This window comes from Kribbella sp. NPDC005582 (genome assembly GCF_040605415.1).
GTDB lineage: Bacteria > Actinomycetota > Actinomycetes > Propionibacteriales > Kribbellaceae > Kribbella.
In genome coordinates this window covers 1847673-1868685 of the sequence record NZ_JBEXCU010000001.1, presented here as the reverse complement: position 1 = coordinate 1868685, position 21013 = coordinate 1847673, and the positions used below count along the sequence as shown (strand labels likewise).

Annotated in this window: 20 protein-coding genes; 8 read left to right on the top strand and 12 right to left on the bottom strand. The window is 67.7% G+C overall.

The annotated features are described in order from the left end of the window. Nucleotides 1-15: 15 nt before the first annotated feature. A complete protein-coding gene (locus ABZS29_RS09240; RefSeq protein ID WP_355460059.1) occupies nt 16-711 on the bottom strand; it encodes a GntR family transcriptional regulator in 696 nt (231 codons plus the stop codon). 136 nt (nt 712-847) lie between these two features. Between ABZS29_RS09240 and ABZS29_RS09235 the strand changes: the two genes are divergently transcribed. Genes ABZS29_RS09235 through ABZS29_RS09210 form a run of 6 tightly spaced genes read left to right on the top strand, consistent with a single transcriptional unit; the run spans nt 848 to nt 7486 of the window. Next, nucleotides 848-1936, top strand: a complete 1089-nt coding sequence (locus ABZS29_RS09235) for a substrate-binding domain-containing protein (protein WP_355460057.1) — start codon at nt 848-850, stop codon at nt 1934-1936. Continuing rightward, nucleotides 1933-3021, top strand: a complete 1089-nt coding sequence (locus ABZS29_RS09230; protein WP_355460055.1) for a mandelate racemase/muconate lactonizing enzyme family protein — start codon at nt 1933-1935, stop codon at nt 3019-3021. Before ABZS29_RS09235 ends, ABZS29_RS09230 begins: the two co-directional genes overlap by 4 nt. Further along, on the top strand, nt 3018-4097 hold the full coding sequence (locus ABZS29_RS09225) for an ABC transporter permease (RefSeq protein WP_355460053.1): 1080 nt from the start codon (nt 3018-3020) through the stop codon (nt 4095-4097). Before ABZS29_RS09230 ends, ABZS29_RS09225 begins: the two co-directional genes overlap by 4 nt. Beyond that, on the top strand, nt 4094-5089 hold the full coding sequence (locus tag ABZS29_RS09220; RefSeq protein WP_355460051.1) for an ABC transporter permease: 996 nt from the start codon (nt 4094-4096) through the stop codon (nt 5087-5089). Before ABZS29_RS09225 ends, ABZS29_RS09220 begins: the two co-directional genes overlap by 4 nt. After that, a complete protein-coding gene (locus ABZS29_RS09215) occupies nt 5086-6603 on the top strand; it encodes a sugar ABC transporter ATP-binding protein (protein ID WP_355460049.1) in 1518 nt (505 codons plus the stop codon). The genes ABZS29_RS09220 and ABZS29_RS09215 overlap by 4 nt, the downstream gene beginning before the upstream one ends. A gap of 37 nt (nt 6604-6640) precedes the next feature. Then, complete coding sequence (locus ABZS29_RS09210) at nt 6641-7486, top strand: amidohydrolase family protein (RefSeq protein ID WP_355460047.1); 846 nt, start codon at nt 6641-6643, stop codon at nt 7484-7486. A 12-nt stretch (nt 7487-7498) separates the two neighbouring features. Here ABZS29_RS09210 and ABZS29_RS09205 read toward each other — a convergent pair whose 3' ends face one another. Together ABZS29_RS09205 and ABZS29_RS09200 are read right to left on the bottom strand one after the other, a co-directional pair. Continuing rightward, nucleotides 7499-8350 carry an EamA family transporter gene (locus ABZS29_RS09205; RefSeq protein ID WP_355460045.1) on the bottom strand — a complete coding sequence of 284 codons (852 nt, stop codon included), beginning with the start codon at nt 8348-8350 and terminating at the stop codon, nt 7499-7501. A gap of 211 nt (nt 8351-8561) precedes the next feature. Beyond that, nucleotides 8562-9401 carry a helix-turn-helix transcriptional regulator gene (locus ABZS29_RS09200; protein ID WP_355460044.1) on the bottom strand — a complete coding sequence of 280 codons (840 nt, stop codon included), beginning with the start codon at nt 9399-9401 and terminating at the stop codon, nt 8562-8564. A 160-nt stretch (nt 9402-9561) separates the two neighbouring features. On the opposite strand from ABZS29_RS09200, the gene ABZS29_RS09195 reads away from it, so the two are divergent. Then, a complete protein-coding gene (locus ABZS29_RS09195; RefSeq protein ID WP_355460043.1) occupies nt 9562-10323 on the top strand; it encodes an SDR family oxidoreductase in 762 nt (253 codons plus the stop codon). Nucleotides 10324-10336: 13 nt separating this feature from the next. Here the strand turns inward: ABZS29_RS09195 and ABZS29_RS09190 are convergent, their stop codons facing one another. The 5 genes from ABZS29_RS09190 to ABZS29_RS09170 all read right to left on the bottom strand — a co-directional run bounded on the left by ABZS29_RS09190 (nt 10337) and on the right by ABZS29_RS09170 (nt 16153). Beyond that, the gene (locus ABZS29_RS09190) at nt 10337-11422 is read right to left on the bottom strand and encodes a DNA polymerase IV (RefSeq protein WP_355460042.1); all 1086 of its coding nucleotides are present in this window, start codon (nt 11420-11422) and stop codon (nt 10337-10339) included. Between the two features lie 23 nt (nt 11423-11445). Further along, nucleotides 11446-12231: an ABC-2 family transporter protein gene (locus ABZS29_RS09185; protein WP_355460040.1), complete on the bottom strand. Its 786-nt coding sequence runs from the start codon at nt 12229-12231 to the stop codon at nt 11446-11448. Next, a complete protein-coding gene (locus tag ABZS29_RS09180) occupies nt 12228-13031 on the bottom strand; it encodes an ABC-2 family transporter protein (protein WP_355460038.1) in 804 nt (267 codons plus the stop codon). Before ABZS29_RS09180 ends, ABZS29_RS09185 begins: the two co-directional genes overlap by 4 nt. Then, entirely contained in the window at nt 13028-14020 is a 993-nt protein-coding gene (locus ABZS29_RS09175) for an ATP-binding cassette domain-containing protein (RefSeq protein WP_355460037.1), read from the bottom strand. Before ABZS29_RS09175 ends, ABZS29_RS09180 begins: the two co-directional genes overlap by 4 nt. A 225-nt stretch (nt 14021-14245) precedes the next feature. Then, a complete protein-coding gene (locus ABZS29_RS09170) occupies nt 14246-16153 on the bottom strand; it encodes a penicillin-binding transpeptidase domain-containing protein (protein ID WP_355460035.1) in 1908 nt (635 codons plus the stop codon). A gap of 106 nt (nt 16154-16259) precedes the next feature. Here ABZS29_RS09170 and ABZS29_RS09165 point away from each other — a divergent pair, with 106 nt between their 5' ends. Next, nucleotides 16260-16574 carry an L-rhamnose mutarotase gene (locus ABZS29_RS09165; protein WP_355460033.1) on the top strand — a complete coding sequence of 105 codons (315 nt, stop codon included), beginning with the start codon at nt 16260-16262 and terminating at the stop codon, nt 16572-16574. A gap of 116 nt (nt 16575-16690) precedes the next feature. Here the strand turns inward: ABZS29_RS09165 and ABZS29_RS09160 are convergent, their stop codons facing one another. The 4 genes from ABZS29_RS09160 to ABZS29_RS09145 form a co-directional block, all read right to left on the bottom strand. Next, on the bottom strand, nt 16691-17389 hold the full coding sequence (locus ABZS29_RS09160; protein WP_355460031.1) for a pirin family protein: 699 nt from the start codon (nt 17387-17389) through the stop codon (nt 16691-16693). A 116-nt stretch (nt 17390-17505) separates the two neighbouring features. Then, on the bottom strand, nt 17506-18978 hold the full coding sequence (locus tag ABZS29_RS09155; protein ID WP_355460029.1) for a DUF222 domain-containing protein: 1473 nt from the start codon (nt 18976-18978) through the stop codon (nt 17506-17508). Between the two features lie 76 nt (nt 18979-19054). After that, a complete protein-coding gene (locus ABZS29_RS09150; RefSeq protein ID WP_355460028.1) occupies nt 19055-19561 on the bottom strand; it encodes a DinB family protein in 507 nt (168 codons plus the stop codon). Nucleotides 19562-19632: 71 nt separating this feature from the next. Then, nucleotides 19633-21012 (bottom strand): trypsin-like peptidase domain-containing protein, encoded by a 1380-nt coding sequence (locus tag ABZS29_RS09145; protein WP_355460026.1) that lies wholly within the window; start codon nt 21010-21012, stop codon nt 19633-19635. Nucleotide 21013: the final 1 nt, after the last annotated feature.

The window sequence follows — 21013 nt, the reverse complement described above, 5'->3', positions numbered from 1 at the left end:
GGTGTCAGGACGGAATCACTCTTTGTCGAACATCGGTCGCAGCCGCTCGCGGGACGCCTCGATGTGCGCCCGCATCGCCGCGGCCGCCTCCTCGGGGTCGCCCTTGCGCACGGCGGCCACCACCGTCTTGTGCTCCCGCAACGCCTTTGTCGCGATCCCACCGCCGTAGTACAGCCGGAAGAGGTGCAGGTGGCAGTGCGTCCGGGCGAAGGACAGCCGTGCGGTCTCGTTGCCGGACAGTTCCAGCACCAGGTCGTGGAAGCGCTGGTCGTGCGCGGCCATCGCCCGGTAGCTCTCGTACGCCGGCCGGTCCGGTACGTCGGTGTAGCTCAGCATCTCGTCCTTGAGCCGGACCAGGTCCTCGGTGCCGGCCCGCTCGGCGGCGCGTGCGGCCGCCCAGGGCTCGATGTGCAGCCGGAACTCGAACAGGTCCTCGAACTCGGGCCGGCTCAGCCGTGACGACACCCGGTAACCGCGCAGCGGCTCCTTGATCACCAGACCGTCGGACTCCAGCCGGGCCAGCGACTCCCGGATCGGGGTCTGCGAGATCCCGAGCTCACGGGTCAGGGCGTCGATGTTCAGTCGGGTGCCCGGCTCGACCACGCTGTCCATGATGAGGCCCTTGACGGTCTCGTAGACGTCGTCGCTCAGCACCTGTCGCTGGGGCAAGCGGGCCAGCTGCCCCGCCAGACCCACATGCGCATCAGTCACAGTGCACTCCTCCCGAACCCCTGACTCAGGGACCTAGTCTGCCTGACTCGCATCGTTACCTCGACGAGTCTTGACGCCTTCAGTGTGAAGCGGCAGCATCAGGTTGGCAATATCCTATAGGATCTGGAGTCCGCTCATGACCGTCGCTCTCCGCCGAACCGCTCTCTGTCTGGCAGCCGTCGCGCTGGTCGCGACCGGCTGCACGACCAAGCCCGCCGACTCCACGTCCGGCGGTGCGCCCAAGGACGACGCGTCCACCGGAGCCAGTGCGGGACCGGTGAGCCTGAAGGACGGCTCCCAGGTCAAGCTAGCGCTGATCCCGGGCGGTGCCCACCCCTACTTCCAGCCGTGGAAGACCACCGCCGAGCTGGACAAGACCGACTTCAAGCTCGGCGGCGTCACGTTCAACGAGACCGGCGAGTGGGACCAGGGCAAGCAGAACAACGTGATCAGCTCGCTGGCCGCGCAGGGTTACAACGCGTTCGGCATCTTCGGCGTGTCGCCGACCGACATCAACTCGACGTTCGAGGACCTGAAGGCGAAGGGGTTCGCGGTCGGCTCGCTGGCCTCCTGCCCGGCCGGTGACACGAACTCGGCCGACTTCTGCCTGTCCACCGACGTCGAGGCGGCGGCGTACAAGGCGGCGAAGGCGACCATCGAGGCGATCGGCGGCGAGGGCACGATCGTGCACCTGACCGGCAACAACGTCGACTCCAACACCCAGCGCCGGATCGCCGGGGTGAAGAAGGCGGTCGCCGAGACGAACGGCAAGGTCACCGAACTGCCGGTGATCACCGATATCGACAAGGACCTGTCCACCGCGCAGAAGGCGGTCGCCGACCTCCTCGCCTCCAAGGGCAAGGAGATCAAGGGCATCGTCACGACGGCGTACAACCCGGCCGTGGCCGCGGCCGACGGTGTTGCCTCGAGCAAGCTTCCGATCAAGGTCGTCGCGATCGACGACGACGCGAAGATCCTGTCCGGGATCAAGTCCGGCGGGGTGGCCGCGACTGTCACGCAGAACCCCGTCGGTCAGGCGTACGTCGGCGGCTGGCTGCTCGCGCTGTTGCAGTCCAAGCAGTGCACGATGAAGACCCCTGGTGTGGTCGTGGACTCCGGCTCGTTCGTCGTCACCAAGGCCAACGTCGACACGTACGACGACGAGCGCAAGGCGAAGACCAAGGCGCTGCAGGGCGAGTTCGAGAAGCAGCTGAGCTGCCAGTGAGTGCTATCACGCGAGCTGAGGCGTACCTGGTCGACCTTGAGGTCGAGACGGTTCGCACCGACGCCGTGCAGTCGTTTCTCAAGCAGGAGACCGTGTTCGTCTCGCTGGAGACGTCGGACGGGCTGAGCGGGCTTGGGTACTCGTACACGATCGGTACGGGCGGAACCGCCGTACTGGCGTTGCTGCGGGACCATCTGTTGCCGCGACTGATCGGGAAGGACGCACGCAACGTCGAGGCGTTGTGGTCGGACCTGTTCTGGTCGACGCATGCGACCACGGTCGGTGCGATCACCTCGTTGGCCTTGGCAGCTGTGGACACCGCGCTGTGGGATCTGCGGTGTCTGCGGGCTGGTGAGCCGCTGTGGCGGTTGGCCGGCGGGTACCGCCAGCAGGTGCCGCTGTACGACACGGAGGGCGGCTGGCTGCACCTGACGACGGATGAGTTGGTTGCCGGCGCTTTGGCGTCGCAGAAGGCCGGCTGGCCCGGTGTGAAGCTCAAGGTCGGCAAGCCGCGGGTGCACGAGGACCTGGAGCGGCTGCGCGCCGTACGGGATGCTGTCGGGCCGGCCTTGGACATCATGGTCGATGCGAATCAGTCGATGACGTACGCCGAGGCCAAGCGGCGGGCGGCGGCTTTCGAGTCGGTGGACCTGTCCTGGTTCGAGGAGCCGCTGCCGGCGGACGATCTGACTGGGCATGTGCGGCTGGCTCAGTCCACGTCGATCCCGATCGCGGTGGGTGAGTCCCTGTACTCGGTTTCGCAGTTCCGCGAGTACGTCGCTGCCGGTGCGGCCGGAATCGTGCAGGTGGATGTGGCGCGGGTCGGCGGGATCACCCCGTGGCTCAAGGTCGCGCATCTGGCCGAGACGTTCAACCTCGAGGTCTGTCCGCACTTCCTGATGGAGATCCACGTCAGCCTGACCGCCGCCGTACCGAACGGACGGTACGTCGAGCACATCCCGCAGTTGCGCGCCATCACTCGATCCGAGATGGCGGTGGTGGACGGGCACGCGGTAGCGCCCGACGTACCGGGTCTGGGGATCGACTGGAACCCTGACGCCATCGACGACCGGCGGGTCTCATGAGCGCGCCGGTCTCGGAGACTGCGACGCAGGCGCTCCAAGAGGACGCACCGGTCGAGAAGCCGCCGCGCGGCACACCATGGTGGGCCAACCAGCGGGTCGGGCTGCTCCTGCTCGTCGTACTGCTGGGTGCGCTGTTCGGAGTGCTGCGGCCTGCGTTCTTCAACCAGCAGCTCGTGGTCTTCCCGCTGCTGCGCGACATCGCGATGTTCACGGTGGTCGGGCTGGCGCAGCTGTGCGTGCTGTCGATCGGGCACATGAACCTCGCCGTCGGCCGGATGGCGGCGTTCTCGATGATGATCACCGGTATCTCCTACGACCTGTGGCACCTCACCCTGTACTCCGGTCTCCTGGTGGGACTGGTGGCCGGTACGGCGATCGGTGCGGTCGCCGGCTGGGTGATCGCGCGGACTGGGGTCAACTCGTTCGTCGTGACGCTGGCGCTGGACTTCCTGCTGCTGGGGATGATTCCGCTCGTCTACACGTCGTTGACCGACAATGCGGCGTTCGTCGTCAAGCCACCGGGCATGCGTGAGCTGCGGAACTATTCGCTGGCGGATGTGTGTGTCGGCAACGTTTGCGGGTCGCCTGCCGTACCGCAGCTGGCGATCTTTGCCATCGTGGCCATGGTGGTCGTGGGCTGGATCTACTCGCGCACCAGGCTCGGTCGTGAGTTGTTGATGACCGGGTCGTCGGTGAAGGCCGCTGAGCTGTCCGGCATTCCGACTGCGCGCCGCGTGATCACTGCGCACGCCATGTCCGGCTGCCTGGCCGCGCTGGCCGGCTTCATGCTGGCTGTCTCCACCGGCTCGATCAAGGCCACGATCGGCGAGGAGTTCATGCTGCCGTCGTTCCTCGGCCCGATCCTCGGTGGCACCTTGCTGGCGGGCGGCTTCGTCTCGATCTGGGGCACCCTGCTCGGTACGGCGCTCACGTCGGTGATCCGCAAGGGTCTCGACCTGCTGGGCGTCGGTCTGGAAAGCCTGAACATCTACCTCGGTCTCATTCTGTTGCTGGCCCTGTCGACCGACCGGGTCCGAACAGTCCTGTCCGAGCGGCAGGAGGTGCGACGACAATGAAGCGCTTCGCCCGATCGACCGAGATGACCTTGCTGGTCATCGGCATCGTGTTCTTCGTCGGACTGGTGATTGCCTCCGGCGGTGATCTGCTCGCAGCGAATTCCTTGAGAGTGCTACTTCAGTTCCTTGCCGTGCCGGTCCTGATCGGATTGGCTCAAATGGTGGTACTCGCGGTGGGTCAACTCAACCTCGCCGTCGGCGCAATCGGTGGATTCGCGGCGGCGGCCATGGGCGTGCTCATGGCCGACCACGGCGTGCCGGTTCCGCTGGCGCTGCTGATCGGCTTCCTGCTCGCGGGAGCCGCCGGCCTGCTGAACGGCGTACTCGTGGTGCTGACCCGGATCAACGGATTCATCGTCACCTTGGCGACGATGACGATCCTGCTCGGCGTGCAGTACCGGCTGGTGGGGACGCGGACGGTCGACGACTATCCGCAAGGCCTGAAGACCTTCGGTTCGGCGGCGTTGTTCGGTGTCGTGCCATGGATCTTCGTCGTGGCGCTGATCGTGGCCGGGCTGCTCGCGGTGATGCTCAAGCGGACTGTGCCCGGTCGCCAGCTGCTCGCCTCGGGTGGGAATCCGATCGCTGCCCGGCTGTCCGGAATCTCCAACGACCGCTCGGTGATCGTCGCGCACGCGTTGTCCGGCGCGATCCTCGGCGTCGCTGCGATCCTGACCGTCGCTTCCTCGCCGGGCGTGAACAAGAGCATCGGCGGCGATTGGCTGCTGCCGTCGTTCGCCGCGCCGATCATCGGTGGCGCGTTGCTCACGGGCGGGTCGGCTGTCGTCCTCGGGACGGTGCTGGCGGCGTTCATCGTGCGCTTCGTGGACACCGCGCGGGCCGAGTTCTCCCTCGAACCCTCCTGGGTGAACTTCGTGGTCGGCGCCGTCGTCCTCGGCTCGGTCGTGCTCGGACAGGTCCGGACGCGTCGGCAGGAACGGCGTTCAGTGGTGAAGTCGCCCGACGTGGCGGTAGCCGGAGGTGTGTCATGACGCTGTTCGAGGCTTCGGAGATCGTGAAGGTCTTCCCCGGCGTCCGGGCGCTGGACGGTGTCACGTTGTCCCTCGAGGCAGGCTCCGTCCACGCCTTGCTGGGTGAGAACGGCGCCGGCAAGTCGACGCTGATCAAGGTCGTCACCGGGCTCTACCGCCCCGACGGCGGCCGGCTGCTGCTGGACGGGCGGGAGGTGTCCTTCGGGTCGCCGCACGAGTCGGCCTCGGCCGGCATCGGCGTCGTTCACCAGGAGCGCAACCTGATCCCCGGTTTCACGGTCGGGGAGAACATCCTGCTCCAGAAGCTGCCGACCTCGCGCGGTCTGGTCGACCGGGCCGCGATCCGGTCGGAGGCTTCGCGGTGGCTGGCCGAGCTCGAGCTCGACATCGATCCGGATCAGCCGGTCACCGAACTGTCCGTCGCGCAGGCGCAGCTGGTCGAGATCGCCAAGGCGCTCTCGGTGGAGAGTCGCGTGCTGCTGCTCGACGAGCCGACCGCCTCGATCACGCCGAACGAGGCAGCCCTACTGTTCCGCGTCGTGCAGAAGCTGAAGGACGACGGACGGGCGGTCCTGTTCGTCAGCCACAAGCTGGAAGAGGTCTTCCAGATCTGCGACACGGTGACCGTGCTCCGCGATGGCGCCTCGGTGCTGTCCGGCGGCGCACTGTCCGAGCTCACTCGTGACCAAGTGGTCGACCTGATGGTCGGCCGGGTGCACGAAGCGCTCAACCTGCCCGACCGGACTGTCGACACCGCGGCTGCCCCGATCCTGGAGCTTCGCGGCGTCGGTACGGCGACCGGCCACGCCGACGTGGATCTCGCCGTCCGCCCCGGCGAGATCGTCGGTCTGTACGGCCTGGTCGGCGCCGGCCGAAGTGAGCTGGCCAAGGCACTCCTCGGCCTCGACCGGATCACCGCCGGCGAGGTCCTGGTGCGGGGCAAGGCCGTGAAGATCCGCACGGTGCGCGACGCGCTGCGCAACCACAAGATCGGGTACGTGACCGAGAACCGCAAGGAAGAAGGCGTCTTCCTGGAGCAGTCGGTCGCGCGGAACATCGCCGTCACGATCTGGGACCGGCTGCACAAACTCCTCGGCTACGTCCCGGCGAAGGCCGAGACCGAGGTCGTCTCGTCGTACGTCGAGCAGCTCGGGATCCGGATCGCCTCACCGGCCCAGCACGCCGGCACGCTCTCCGGCGGCAATCAGCAGAAGGTCTCGCTGGCCAAGTGGCTGGCGGCCCAGACCGAGATCCTGATCATCGACGAACCGACGGTCGGGATCGACGTCCGCACCAAGGACGCCTTCCACACCCTGATCTGGGACCTCGCGGCGAACGGCCTGGCCATCCTGCTGATCACCTCCGACCTGCCGGAGATGATCACCCTCGCGGACCGGGTTGTGGTGATGCGCGACCACCGCATCCAGGGCGAACTGGCCAACGACCACAACTACGACCAGATGAGCCAACAGGTCATCCGCCTGATCCATGCGGAAGGAACCACCGCCGCATGACGCGCCCGCCCCACGCCCTCGCACCCATCGGAGCAGCATGAGCAGAGTCGACGCCCACCACCATGTGTGGGACCTGTCCGTCCGCGACCAGACCTGGATGGTCGGCCCGGACTTCGCCCCGATCCGTCGCAACTTCAGTGCGGCCGACCTGGCGCCTCTGGCGGCCGCGGCCGACATCACTGCCACGGTGCTGGTGCAGACCGGCAGCGTGCTCGCCGAGACCGGCGAGTTCCTGGAGGTTGCTGCTAGCAACGACCTGGTCGCCGGTGTCGTGGGCTGGGTCGACCTGACCGCCCCCGATATCGCCGACGTGCTGGCCGAGCTCCAAGCTCGCCCCGACGGCGCCTACCTGAAGGGCATCCGGCACCAGGTTCACGACGAGCCGGATCTCGAGTGGCTGCTGCGCCCCGACGTACAACGGGGTCTGGCAGCAGTCGCCGACGCAGGACTTGTCTACGACCTGCTCACCAGGACCCCGCACCTCCCAGCCGCGATCCGCGCTGTCCAAGAGCTCCCGCAACTGAGCTTCGTCGTGGACCACATCTCCAAACCCGTCGTCGGCGGTCCCCTCGACCCGTGGGCCACCGACCTCCGCGCGCTGGCTGCCCTGCCCAATGTCACCTGCAAGCTCTCCGGCATGGTCACCGAGGCCGACTGGACGAGCTGGACCCCCGCCGACCTCAAGCCCTACGCCGACGTCGTCCTGGACGCGTTCACTCCTGAGCGCGTCATGTTCGGCTCCGACTGGCCCGTCTGTCTCCTCGCCGCCTCGTACGGCGACGTGGTCGCGGCCGCCGAGACCCTGACCGCCCACCTGACCCCCGCCGAACGCGAGTCCGTCTTCACCACCACAGCCACCACGACCTACAACCTCAAGGCCTGAGTCCACGATCGACTACTCGCGGCGAGTCTGGAGGAGGACGGCGGCGAGGAGTACGGCTGCGCCGACGAGGCTGAACGGAGTCAGTCGCTCGTGGAACGCGAGTACGCCGATCAGTGCGGCCAGCAGGGGTTCTACCAGGGCGATGACCGCGGCGGTCGAGGCGCGGATCGATCTGAGGCCAAGATAGAAACAGGTGTAGGCAAGGGCGGTCGGGACCAGGCCGAAGTACGCGATGAGTGGCCAGCCGGCCGGTGCCGGGACAACTCCAGTTGTCATTGCCAAGGGCAACAGGATGAGTGCGCCGGTGGCGAAGCCGAGCATGGCGCTGGTGACCGGGTCCTGCTGATGGCGGTTGAGCAGGGTGCTGAGCGCGTAACCGGCGCCGGACACGAGCGAGAAGGCGCTGCCCGAGATCGACGCACTGCCGGAACCTCCGTCGCTCCAGACGAGAAGGGCGAGCCCGACGATCGCGAGCAGCAGTGCGCCGGTGATGCGCTCGCGAGCGCCCAGAGCAATGAAGAGTGGGCCGACGCCGAGCGAGACGACGGTGGCGACCCCGATACCGACGCGTGGGATCGCGGCGAAGTACCCGACTTGGCACAGGGCCAGCCCGAGGCCACTGAGGAGATAGCGTAGCGGGGCGGCCCCGAACTGGTGTGTTATTCGGCTGCGGCGGAGCAGTCGGCAGGCCGCGGCCAGCCAGATGGCACCGCCGAGCAGGCGCCAAAAAGAGATTGCCGTAGAGCTCAGGCCACTGTGTTGAGCGAGCAGGGCGCCGGTCGGCCCGCCAGTGCCCCAGGCGATTCCGGCCACGGCGACGTACAGGAAACCACGCGCCGACGACGGCGCGGGACGGTGAAGCATCAGACACTCCAGGCGTGTTCGCACGAGATGATCGGGGCGTCTGCGAACAGCCCAAAGAAGCCCGGGGCACAACCCGGGCAGGCTCGGTTTGCCGTCCGCTAAGCGGCGGCGGGCGGAGTGATGATGCGGTACATGCCGGCGACCCTAGCAAAGGCAGCCGCGGGCAGTGAACGGTTTTCGACCATGCCACCACGACCTACAACCTCAAGGCCTAGTTGGTCAGGGCCCAACTGCTCAGGAGGCGAAGCGAGTCGGCGGTCGGGGAGCCGGGCTCGACGTTGTAGACGCAGAGCATCTGATCCGGATCGTCGGGAAGGTGGAGCGCCTCGTAGGAGAAGTGCAGCTCGCCGACTTCCGGGTGGTAGTAGCGCTTGGTGCCGTGGGTTCGCCGCAGGACGTGGTGATCGTTCCACCAGCCGGGGAACTCGGGCGACTTCAGAGTCAGCTCGCCGAGCAAGTCGGAGAGCCGCCGGTCGTTCGGGAAGCGACCGGCGTCGAGGCGCAGCATCGCAACGGTCTCGGCCGCGATCTGCTCCCAGTCGCCGACCCGCTCACGCGCTTCCGGGTTCAGGAGGTAGTAGCGAGCCAAGTTCCGCTGCGGGACCGGCAATGCCTCGAAATCGGTGATCACCGCACGCGCCAGCCGGTTAGCCGCCAGTACGTCGGTCCGCCGCCCGATGATGAACGCCGGAACCTGCTCCAACGTCTGCAGCAGCAGATGCAGCCCCGGCCGGACTCGCTGCGGTGCGACCGCGGTACGGCGTACCGGGGTGGGCCTGGCCAGCAGATCGGTGAGGTGCTCGCGCTCGGCTAGGTCGAGCTGCAGTGCCCGGCATAGCGCTTCGACGACCTCCGGCGACGGCGAACCGGCGCGACCTTGCTCCAGTCGCGTGTAGTACTCCGTGCTCACTCCGGCGAGGCGGCTGACCTCGTCGCGGCGGAGCCCGGGCACCCGGCGGGCGCGGCCGTCATCGGGGATGCCCGCCTGGTCAGGAGTCACCCGGGCGCGGCGAGTGCGCAGGAAGTCGGAGAGCTCGGTACTGCGGTCCATGGATCCAGTGTCGGTCACGGACTGGCTCGCTATCTCCGTCTGGGTGGTCCTGTCGGTACCAGTCAGCAGAGGGCCTACTTCGAGCCTCAAAACAGCGCTCCGGACTGGTGTTCTGGAAAGGCGGCAGATCGCCGCCCAACCTGTTTCGAGAGGTGTTCACATGTCCCAGCCACTCACCGGCCGCGTCGCAGTCATCACCGGAGCCTCCAGCGGAATCGGCGAGGCCGCCGCCGAGCACCTGGCCGGCCTCGGCGCCCGTGTCGTGGTCCTGGCTCGTCGTGCCGACCGGCTGACCGAGCTGGTCGCCCGGATCGAGAAGGACGGCGGTACGGCGGTCGCCATCGCGGCCGACGTCACCGATGTCAGCGCGGTTCGGGCAGCCGCAGACCGGGTCGCCGGCGAGTTCGGCGGCGCCGACCTGCTCTTCAACAACGCGGGCGTCATGCTGCCCGCACCGATCGACGAGGTCGCCACCGACCAGTGGCAGCAGCAGATCGACCTCAATGTCACCGGTCTGATGAACGTGATCGGCGCCTTCGTCCCGCAGTTGGTCAAGGCCGGAGCCGAGCGTGGCGTCGCCGACCTGATCAACACGTCCTCCATCGGTGCCCAGAACCCGTACCCCAACTTCGCGGTCTACTGCGCGACCAAGGCGTACGTCACCCAGCTGTCCAAGCAGATGCGCGCCGACCTCGGCCCGAAGAACGTCCGAGTCGCCGCAATCGAGCCGGGTTTCACCACCACCGAACTCCAGGGCCACGTCACCGACGCCGGCATCTCGGACTGGCTGGAGGGCGCCAAGACCCAGCTCGAATGGCTCACCCCGGCCGACGTCGCCGCCACCGTCGGCTTCATCGCCAGCTCACCGGCGCACGTGAACTTCCAGCAGATCACGATCATGCCGACCGGCCAGCAGAACTAACCGAGCGGGCGGCCTATGCCGGCGCGGATGGGTCGACCGCGAACTCGACCCGTACCCCGAGCAGCCGGACCGGCCGCCGAAGCTCGAACTTCTCCAGCAAGTCCAGTGCAGTCGACGCGATCACGTCGGGATCCTGCGTGATCGCCTTGAGCTTGCGGCTCTTGATCGGCGTGTAGAACGACGTGAAGCGCACCTTCACCCAGACGCGCTGGATGCTGCGGCCCTCGGCGACCACATCACGCGTCACCTCGACCGCGATCCGGCGCAACTCGTCCGCGACCTCGGCCGGTTCGACGAGGTCGCGTTCGAACGTCTCCTCGCGACTCCGCGACACCGGTTCCCGCGGTACGTCGGTCACTTCGGTGTCGCCGAGTCCGCGGCCGAGAGCGGCGTACCAGGCGCCCATCTTCGGCCCGAACCGCTGCTTGAGGGCGTCGACGTCGGCGGCGGCGAGCTCGGCGACCGTCTGCAGGCCGAGCTCGTTGAGGTTGCGCTCCATGCGGCTGCCGATGCCCCAGAGTTCGCGGACCGGTCGATGGTCCATCACCTCACGCCAGTTCTCAGCGGTCAGCCGGTAGACACCCGGGGCGTCGGCAGCTCCTTCGAACGGCGTCGCGTGCGAGCGCGGCTGCTTCGCGAAGGTCGTGGCCAGCTTGGCGCGAGTCTTGTTGTCGCCGATCCCGATCGAACACGTCAGGCCGGTCCGCTCCAGCACCGCCGCCCGCAGCGACGCGGCCAGCGCCTCCGGATCCGTCGTCTCGGCCCCGACGAAACACTCGTCCCAGCCCCACACCTCGACGACGACCGGGAACGCCCGCAGCGTGTCCATCACCTCGGTCGACGCCGCCTCGTACGCCGCCGGATCCGACGGCAGGAACACCGCCTCCGGACACTTCTTGTACGCCGCCCGCACCGGCATTCCCGAGTGGACGCCGAACTCACGCGCCTCGTACGACGCCGTGGCCACGACCTGCCGCGGTTTCGCCGGATCGCCCGACCCGCCGACCACGACCGGCAGCCCGCGCAGCTCGGGACGGCGCCGGATCTCGACGGCCGCGATGAACTGGTCCATGTCCACGTGCAGGACCCACCAGCTCACCGCGCCCTCCCTTCAGCGACGACTCAGCTCGAGGCACTCGCATACGTCCGCAACCCACGCTGCCACAACAAGCGGATCAGGAACACCGCAATCGCCGACAGCCCGATCCCGAGGGCGACCGGTCCCCAGCCCAAGTCGCCCGCCAGCGCCTGCACCGGGTACGTCGTCGCGAACGCCACCGGGAACACGAAGATCAGGAAGCTCCGCACCGCCACCGGGAAGAACGTCAGCGGATACCGCCCGGCCTCGACCACGTTGAGGTAGACGCCCCCGATCGGCCCGACCGACTGCAGCCAGAACGCCAGGTACACCATCGCCGACCAGACCGCGGTCAAGAGCACCAAGCCACAGGCCGCGAGCACAATCGACTGCAGCACCTGACCGATCGAAGGAGCGAGCCCGGCCTGCACCAGCCCGAACACCAGCACAATGATGCCGCTGGCAACGTTGCTCAGCTCGGCGATGTTGATCCACCGGAACGTCAGGTAGAACTGGCTCGAGACCGGGCGCAGCAGGACGGCGTCCAGTTCGCCCTCGGTCAGGTACGACGTCATCCGGTTCAGGTTCGGCGCGATGAAGGTCGCCATCAGGCCGGTGATCACCTGGTAGACGCCGACGAGCGCGATCACCTCCGCCCGCGACCACCCGTGCACCTCCTCGGTGAACCCGAACAGCAGCAGCGTCGGCACGATCCCGAGCCCCAGCTGCACCAAGCCGACCAGCAATGTGGTCAGGAAGTGCGCGCGATAGTGCGTCTCCCGTACGACGGCCTGCGCGAAGAACCGCCGCCACAAGCGTAGGTGCCTCATGCGCCCACCGCCGAGTACGCACGGAGGCCGGCCGCCCAGACGACTCGCGCCAGCAGTCCGACCGCGACGACGTACCCGAGCTGGACGCCGACGCCGGTCAGCAGCTCGCTGCCGGACAGGTTCCCGGCGACGATCTCCACCGGGAACGACACGGTGAACCGGTACGGCTGGTAGTCGATGAAGCCGCGTGACCAGTCCGGCATCAGCGCCAGCGGTACGACGGACCCCGACAACACGGAGCCGATGATCACCCGGGCCTGGACGAGCGCGCTCACATCGTCCATCCAGAACGCGAACGCCGCGATCAGGATGTCGATCGTGAACACGAGAACCGCGCCGAGCACGAGCGTCACGAAGAACAACGCCCACCGGCCGGCTCCGGACGGTACGTCCATCGAGTCGCGGAAGATCCACCAGACCACGCCGATCATCGGGACCAGCGCGAACAGTTTCAGGAACTTCTCCGACAGGTTGTTCGCCACGAACCCGGTCAGCAGCGACGCCGGCCGGACCATCCAGCTGGACAGCTTGCCGAGCCGGATGTCGTTCGCGAGGAAACCCGCCATCCACGACGAGGTCGCCATCGTCGCGAACCCGAGCAGCACGAAGTACGTCGTGAGGTAGCGCTGATCGACCGGGAGCCGCGCGCCGTTCGCGAGTGCTGTCCGCCAGATCAGCAGCGAGATGAGCGGCGTACAGATGTTGGCGAGCATGAAGATGACCCACGCACCGCGATAGATCGACTGCTGTGCGATCTCGGCCGCGACCATGCGGCGAAGGACCCGCAAGTTGCGCCTCATGACGCCTCCTCGCGACGCTCGAAGAGGTCGCGCATGATGTCCTCGACATCGGCGTCCGCGACGTCGAGATCGACCAGCGGGCCCAGCCGGGTGAGCTGCTCCAGTACGTCGCCGGTGCGCTCGCGATCCGCCTCGAGGCGAACCGTCAGCCCGGAGACCTCGACCGCGCTGACCCCGGTGAGCAGGCTGCCGTCCACAGGCTTTGCGTACGTCGCTCGGACCAGCTTGCGTGGTCGCGCGGTCCGGACGAGTTCGTCGAGAGCGCCGTCGTACTGCAGGCGGCCGTGGTCGATGATCATCACCCGCGAGCAGAGCGCCTCGATGTCGTCCATGTCGTGGCTGGTGATCAGGATCGTCGTACCGCGGAGCCGGTTGACCTCAGCCAGGAAGCTCCGGACCCGGGCCTTCGCGACGACGTCGAGCCCGATCGTCGGCTCGTCCAGGAACAGGATCTCCGGACCGTGGACGAGCGCCGCCATCAGCTCCAGCTTCATCCGCTCGCCGAGCGAGGTCTTGCGAACCTGGACGTTGAGCAAGTCCTGCACTTCGAGCAGCTCGGCGAGTTCAGCGACGTTGCGCTCGAACTCCGCGGTGGACAGGCCGTACATCTCCTTGTGCAACAGGAGACTCTCCATCGCCGGCACGTCCCACCAGAGCATGGTCTTCTGCCCCATCACCAGCGCGATCCGGCGCAGGTAGTCGGGCTTGCGGTCCGACGGCGTGTGGCCGAGAACCTCCAGCTCACCGGACGTCTTGTAGAGCAGCCCGGAGAGCATCTTCAGCGTCGTCGTCTTGCCGGCGCCGTTCGGGCCGAGCAGCCCGACGACCTCGCCAGGCTCGATCGCGAAACAGACTCGGTCGACCGCGAGCCGGGTCTCGTACTTCCGCTTCACCAAGCTCTTCAGCGCACCGCCGAGCCCGGCGCGCTGCTGGTGGAAGGTGTACGTCTTGGTCAGATCACGCGCAGAAATGGCATGGGTATGCGTCACAGGAAGGGCACCGCTTTCGAGGGGAGCTGGACAGGACCGGGCAGCAACCCAAGGCCCATCACGGGGAAATCAACCGTGAGTGCAGCTATCTCGAAACGGGGTAGTCACCACCCCGACGCTAACCCGGAGCGCAGAGTGATGTCCAGCGGATTGCCGAGCCGCGCTGGACCCGGCCGCTGGTTAGCTGGCCCGGTACGGCACCGTGATCGCGCGCCGGTAGCGGGCTCACTTGAAGCGGGCGAGGAAGTTCTTGACGATCGGGCCGGCTGCCTTGCCGCCGGACTCGCCGCCTTCGACGATGACGGCGAAGGCGACGTCACCGCGGTAGCCGACCATCCAGCCGTTGGTGCCGACCTTGCCGTTCGTGACGACCTCCGCCGTACCGGTTTTGGCGCCGACGTTGCCGCTCTGGGCGAGCGCGTGCGCGGTACCGCCGGTGACGGTGGTGCGCATGAACGTGCGGAGCGCGGCGACAGTTGCCGGGGGCAACGGTGCGGCCGCGGTGCCGGCGGCGTCCTTGCCGGGGACCAGGACCGGCTTCATCGCGGTACCGTGCGCGACGGTGGCGCCGACCAGGGCGATCGCCAGCGGGCTCGCGGTGACGGTGCCCTGACCGATCATCGAGGCGGCTTCCTCGACGTCGTCCTTCGGCTCCGGGACCTTGCCGCCGTACGCCGGGATGGAGAGGTTGAGGTCGCGGCCGATGCCGAACATCGCGGCGGCCTTGGTCATCCCGTCCTTCTGCAGCCGTCCGTGCTGCGAGATGAACGCCGTGTTGCAGGACTGGTTGAACGCCTTCTGCATGGTGCCGGCGCCGTACGCCGCGAGGGCGTCGTAGTTCTTGAACGTCTTGCCGAACACGTTGATCGTGTCGGTGCACGGCAGCGAGCTGTTCGTGGTGAGGCCGTTGCTGAGCAGCGCGGCCGAGGTGACGGTCTTGAACGTCGAGCCGGGCGCGTAGTGCCCCTGGAACGCGCGGTTGTAGCTCGTCACGTCCGGACCGTTCGCCGCGGCCAGGATCTCACCGGTCGAGGCCTGGACCGCGACCAGCGAGGCGTGCAGCTTCTGGCCGGCCAGCGCGGCCTCGGCGGCCTGCTGCATCTTGGTGTCGATCGTGGTCTTCACCGGCTTCCCGGGCTCGCCCTTCTGGGTGAAGACGTCCTTGATCACCCGCTTCGACGTACCGTCGCGCAGGCTGACGATGCCACCGGGCGTGCCGGCCAGCTGCTGCTGGAACGCGTACTGCAGGCCGTTCACGCCGACCTGGTCCTGGGCGGACGCGGTCGGTCCCGCGTTCTTCAGGGTGTCCTCGTTCGCCAGCTTCATCGAGCCGATCAGCGACCGGGCGAACGTCGGGTTCACGGCCAGGGACTGGGTGCCGCCCATGGTCAGCACGCCGGGCAGCTTGCCCATCGTCGGCCGCAGCTTCTCCCACTGCTCCGCGCGGATCGTGATCGCGTCCACGAACTGACCCGTCGGAGCCGCCTTGGCCCGCTTGGCCAGCTTCGCGCCGTCCACATCGAGGTTCTTGGTGAAGGCGGCGTACGTCGCCGCTGTCGCGACCGCGCCGGAGGCGACACCCACGATGACGACCGGCCGGTTCGAGGTCAGCGCGGCGCCGTGCCGGTCCAGGATCGAGGCCCGGTTCGGGAGGTTGCGGACTCGCTTGAGGTAGTTCGTCTCGCCGAGCCCCGGGTAGATCGTGTCGCCGGAGGCCTTGATCTTCCAGGCGTCACCGACCTTGACGGCGGTCGCCGTACTGGTCCACTTCATCGCGCCGATCCCGCGCAGCTGCGCCTCGACGGCGAGCTCCTGGGTGCAGGTCGCGCCGTCGGAGCACTTCGCGTCACCCTGCGGTGCGACGGTCACCGTGCTGGCCACCAGCGCCGTGTCGACGTCGTCCAGCCGCTTGCCGAACGCGGTCGGGTTGTCGGTCAGCGCGGCCGCCTCGGTCGGCTTGCCGTCCGGCGCCCAGGCCTTCACCCAGGCGTCCGCGAACTGCTTGACGACCTGCGCGGAGGCCTGCTTCTCGTCGTTCGGATCGGCTTTCCCACCACCACCCGACTTGCTGTCGGAACAACCGGCGGTGATCAGCAGACTACTCAGGCAGACGACAGCAGTGGTTCGCTTCACGGTTCCAACTCTCGCACGACGATTGGCAAACACGAGGGCGAAACTACTCAACCCACCCAAGTACGACGCAGCTTCCGGCCGCAGAGTTGTCGTATTCTGCACGATTGTGACCCGCCTAGCCCTGCACAGCCGCCTGCTCCCCGGTACCGAAGAGGCGTACGAGCGCGAGCACGCCCGCGTCTGGCCCGAGCTCATCACCGTCATGAACGCCGCCGGAATCACCGACTGGTCGATCTGGCGCAGCGGCCGCGACCTGTTCCACCTGGTGGAGTGCGACGACTACGAAGCCGCCGTCGCCCAGCTCCGCCAGGACCCCACCGACCAGCGCTGGCAGCAACACATGGCCCAGTTCGTCGAAGGCTTCGCCGACAACGGCCGCCCCCTCAACCACGTCTGGACCATGACCGAACAAACCGACTAAACGACACCGCCTCCGGCCGCACAGTTCTTTTGGCGCCTCCGGCGCGTTCACCCGTGGGTGCGGGGGCTGGTGGAGCTGGACGGCGCTGGTCAGTGAAGGCGTGCTTGGGTGCGCGGCTAGTACATCTCCCACACCAGCACTTCGGCTCCGGCTGGACCAGCTGTGAGCCGACGTTCACCCGAGTGGGTGAGCCGGGCGGTGTCTGCTGTGCCCAGCTCACCCATGCCTTCCAGCGCCGCCGAACCGTCGGCTACGAACACGTGGACGTGGGTCGCCTCGGGTAGCGCCACGGACTGGGCTGGTTCGAGTCGGGCCACGGACAAGCCGGCGGAACGCTGGTGGAGGCGGATCGCCGTACTGGTGGTGTGGTGGGGGAGGCCGGAGACGACGGGGATCAGTTCGCCGGTGGTGAGGTCGAGCTCGGCTTGTGCGTACGACGGGGGTAGGTCGAGCTGGTCCGGGCGGACCCACATCTGGACGTAGTGCACAGGCTCGGCGCCGTCGTTCCATTCGGAGTGGCGGATGCCTGATCCGGCGGTCATTCGTTGCACTAGGCCCGGGTGTACGACGCCGCTGTGTCCTTCGGAGTCGCGGTGGGCCAGTGCACCTCGCAGTACCCAGGTGACGATCTCCAGGTCCTGGTGGGGGTGCGTGTCGAAGCCGGTGCCGGGCGCAACCACGTCGTCGTTGTGCGCCACCAGGAAGCCGAAGCCGATGTTCGCCGGGTCGTAGAACGGCCCGAACGAGAACGAGTGCCGCGACTCCAGCCACGACTCGGACGTCACGAACCGCTCATCCGCCCGCCGAATCTCCACGGTTACTAGTAATACCCCCTTCGGCTTGGGCGCTGGCCACGACGCTGCCGAGCACCTGCTGGGAGCAGGGGACGGATGGGCTGCCACACCTTGCGGTGGTCGCGGTGGTGTGGGTTCTACGGTCCGGCCGTAGGGGTGGCGATGCTGGACCAGGGGTCGTGGTGGTTGGGGGCCAGGGAGGTGAGGCGGGCGTGGAGGGCTTCGCGGGCGGCGGTCAGTGTTGGGTTGGGGAGGGTGCTGGCTGTGGGAAGCCGTGCCGGTTGTTCATGGGTTGGGTTACTGCTGACGCTGGCCGCGCCGAAGGTGGTTCTGGTGGCGGGATGGGCAGGCGTGTTCCAGGTGATGAGGCTGGCGAGGGTGGGGTCGGTTGGGGGTGGGTCGGCCCAGGTGGGGCGGGTGACGTGTAGGACGCCGTCGGTGATGGTGATGGTCCATTGGCCGGTGTGGGCGGCGCGGTGGTGGAGGGCGCAGAGCAGGGCGAGGTTGTTCAGGCTGGTGGGTCCTCCGTCGGCCCAGTGGGTGAGGTGGTGGGCGTGGCACATCCAGGGTGGTGCTGTGCAGACGACGCAGCCTTTGTCTCGTTTGTTGAGGGCTCGGCGTAGGTAGCGGTTGACGAAGCGTTGTTCGGTGCCGACGTCGAGGGGTTGGGAGTCGCTGCCGAGCACGATCGGCAGGACCGCTGCGTCGCAGGCCATTAGGCGCACCGCGGACGCGGAGAGGTTGCCGCCGAACACCAACTCACCCACCGCACCAGAACCAAGACCAGTGCCAGGGTTCCCGGTGGCGGGTACGACGTTTGGCGCGTCGACGGCGGTTTTGAGGTCGTTGTAGTCGATGGTGACCGTCAGGTGTGGGACGCCGGGGTGGTCGGGATTACCGGCGGCGGCGTCGAGGAGTGCTTTGAGCGCGTCGGCTTGGCGCTTGTCTCGGGGGCGGGGGTCGAGCTTGCCGTCGATGGTCTTGTGCGGCTTGGAGAGTTTGTGGATCTGGGTCTCGAGGAGCTCGGCGCTGTCGCCGGCCAGGAACCCGGTGAACTTCACGCCACCGTCGGTTCGGCGCAGTCGGAGGGATTCTTTGGCGCGGGCTTCGTCTTCGGCGGGTTCGGGGCCGTCGGTGTCCAAGGTGGCCAGAACTTTGTGGGCGAAGCGGGTGAGCTCACGGGGGTTGGCGACCCGGGCAGCCTCGACCATTTGTTCTTCGGCGACGGTCAGCACCTCGACCGGGACACTCGCCGGTGCCTTCTCCAAGGTCGTGACGATGACCTTGGCCTGCTCGGGCGACAGGACCGCCGGGCGGGACGGGTCACCAGGGTCGGGCAGGGCGGCGGTGACGGCAGGGTACTTGTGCAGGCACCCGGCGAAGGTGAGGTCCTTGCGGACCTCGGCCCGATCGGTGCGGTAGCGCAGTGAGAGCAGTTCGGCAGTGTCGCGGGCACCTAGTTCTTGGGCGGTGCCCATTTCGTCGAGGCCGCCGATGAGCTGGAGTTCGTAGGTTTTCAGCAAGGACATGGCGGCCTTGAGGGTGTCGAGAGTGGACAGCAGTTCGCTGCCGCTCTGCGACCACACCGGGGGCATCGCCAAGATCTCCATACCCAACAGCCTAGCCACGGCCACCGACAGTTTCCGAGCTCAGAACCCCTTATCTACAAGGGATTTGGGGGAGCTACTAGTAATACCCCTTCTGGCCGTCGAGGAGTTCGCGCATGGTGTCGAGGTGACCCACATGGCGCGCGGTTTCCTCGAGCATGTGGAGGAGGATCCAGCGCAGGGTCGGCCGGTACTCCGGGTCTTGGGCGAGGTCGTCGAGGCTGTGCGCGGCGGTGATCTCGTTCGAGCGTGCCCACTGGGCGTCGAAGTCGTCCAGGAGCTGCGCCAGCGGTACGCCGTCCACTCGCATCTCGGCGTTGTCGACGTCCTTGCGCCCCATCGGGTTCTCGTTTTGGGATGCGTTCTGGAAGACCACCTCGAACCACAGGTGCTCGACCCAGCGCATGTGCGACACCAGGCCGGCGGGAGTCATCAGCGGCGAGTCCGGGAACACCGACCGGTGCTCGTCCTCGGCCGCGAGTCCTTCCAGCTTCCGCCGGACGATCCGGCGCTGCAGGTCGAGCCAGCCGATCAGTTGGGTTCGCTCGTCGGCCACGAGCGGCGGTCGCGCCTCGTAAAGGTTCACCGGGCAGAGCCAATCACAAAAACGGACTCCGGCCGCTCGGTGGGCGGCCGGAGTCCTGACGTGGGGTGTGGTCAGCCGGTGGGTTTGCCGTCGTCGGAGCCGAGGGTGGCGGTGACGTCCTGGGTCTTGCCGGCCCGGGTGATGGTGACCTTGACCTGGTCGTTCGGGCGGTGCGAGCGAACTGCGGCGACCAGCGCGTCCCCTGACGCGATCGCCTTCCCGTCTACAGCGGTCACCACATCGCCCGCTTGCAGACCGGCTTTGTCGCCCGCACCGCCCGGCGTGACCTCGCGGAGGGTTGCTCCGTTCACGAGCCCGTCGGATGACTGCGCGTCGCCGACCGACACTCCGAGCCGCGCATGCGTGGCCTTGCCCTTGGCCACCAGCTCGTCGATGATCGGCTTGGCCTGGTCGATCGGGATTGCGAAGCCCAGGCCGATGTTCCCGCCGGCGGATTGTCCCGATCCGCCCGCGGTCTTGATCGCGCTGTTGATTCCGACCACCTGTCCCGCGAGGTCGATCAGAGCGCCGCCGGAGTTGCCCGGATTGATGGCGGCGTCCGTCTGGATGGCTGGGAAGACCGTCGTACTGTTCTGCTCTTCGTCGCCCGAGGTGACCGGGCGGTCGAGCGCCGAGACGATCCCACTCGTCACGGTGGACTGCAGGCCGAACGGCGAGCCGATCGCTACCACGCCCTGGCCGACGGCGAGTTTGCCGCTGGAGCCGAGGGTGGCCGGGGTCAGGTCGGTGGCCTCGGCGTGGATCACGGCGAGGTCGGTCAGCGGGTCGAGGCCCTTGACCGTCGCCGGGACCGTCTTGCCGTCGTTCAGGATCACGGTGATCTTGGCGCCCTGCCCGGCGCCGGCCACCACGTGGTTGTTGGTGACGATCAGCCCGTCCTTGCTGATCACGATGCCCGATCCGGTCGCCGCGCCCTGCTGGGTGGCGACCGCGATCTTGACGACGCTGCCGAGCACCTTCGCCGCGGCGTTCTGCACCGAGCCGTCCGGCGCCGAGGCCGGTGCGGCCTGGTTGCCGTTCAGCGGTGCGGTCACCGACGGACTCGCGCCGGTGTCGTTCGTGGCCGAATACACCGCGGCAGCTCCCACGCCACCGGCCGCCCCGACCAGTAGCGCGGTCGCGGCCACGATTGCCAGGCCCATCCGCTTCGGCTTGCCCGGTGCGGAGGGCACCGGCTGCTGCTGCGGACCGAAAGGCCAGTTCGGGCCGGGGGACGCCCCCTGATGCGTCCCCGGCGCTCCGAACTGCGGGTAAGCGCCCCCACCTGAGGGGTACTGACCCGGCTGACCCAGCTGCTGCTGTCCACCCTGCGGCGCGTACTGCTGTTGCTGATGTTGCCCATACATCGGCAACTGCTGCGTACGCTCCGGGGGATTGGAGCCGAAGGGCACGTGCCCGCTCTGCGACTCGGGCGGCTGGTTGTCGGTCATG

Coding starts and splice junctions, on each gene's coding strand:
- ABZS29_RS09185 (WP_355460040.1), bottom strand. CDS start 12,231: ATGAGGCACCTACGCTTGTGGCGGCGGTTCTTCGCGCAGGCCGTCGTA.
- ABZS29_RS09210 (WP_355460047.1), top strand. CDS start 6,641: ATGAGCAGAGTCGACGCCCACCACCATGTGTGGGACCTGTCCGTCCGC.
- ABZS29_RS09205 (WP_355460045.1), bottom strand. CDS start 8,350: ATGCTTCACCGTCCCGCGCCGTCGTCGGCGCGTGGTTTCCTGTACGTC.
- ABZS29_RS09155 (WP_355460029.1), bottom strand. CDS start 18,978: ATGGAGATCTTGGCGATGCCCCCGGTGTGGTCGCAGAGCGGCAGCGAA.
- ABZS29_RS09220 (WP_355460051.1), top strand. CDS start 4,094: ATGAAGCGCTTCGCCCGATCGACCGAGATGACCTTGCTGGTCATCGGC.
- ABZS29_RS09225 (WP_355460053.1), top strand. CDS start 3,018: ATGAGCGCGCCGGTCTCGGAGACTGCGACGCAGGCGCTCCAAGAGGAC.
- ABZS29_RS09145 (WP_355460026.1), bottom strand. CDS start 21,012: ATGACCGACAACCAGCCGCCCGAGTCGCAGAGCGGGCACGTGCCCTTC.
- ABZS29_RS09180 (WP_355460038.1), bottom strand. CDS start 13,031: ATGAGGCGCAACTTGCGGGTCCTTCGCCGCATGGTCGCGGCCGAGATC.
- ABZS29_RS09195 (WP_355460043.1), top strand. CDS start 9,562: ATGTCCCAGCCACTCACCGGCCGCGTCGCAGTCATCACCGGAGCCTCC.
- ABZS29_RS09235 (WP_355460057.1), top strand. CDS start 848: ATGACCGTCGCTCTCCGCCGAACCGCTCTCTGTCTGGCAGCCGTCGCG.
- ABZS29_RS09215 (WP_355460049.1), top strand. CDS start 5,086: ATGACGCTGTTCGAGGCTTCGGAGATCGTGAAGGTCTTCCCCGGCGTC.
- ABZS29_RS09200 (WP_355460044.1), bottom strand. CDS start 9,401: ATGGACCGCAGTACCGAGCTCTCCGACTTCCTGCGCACTCGCCGCGCC.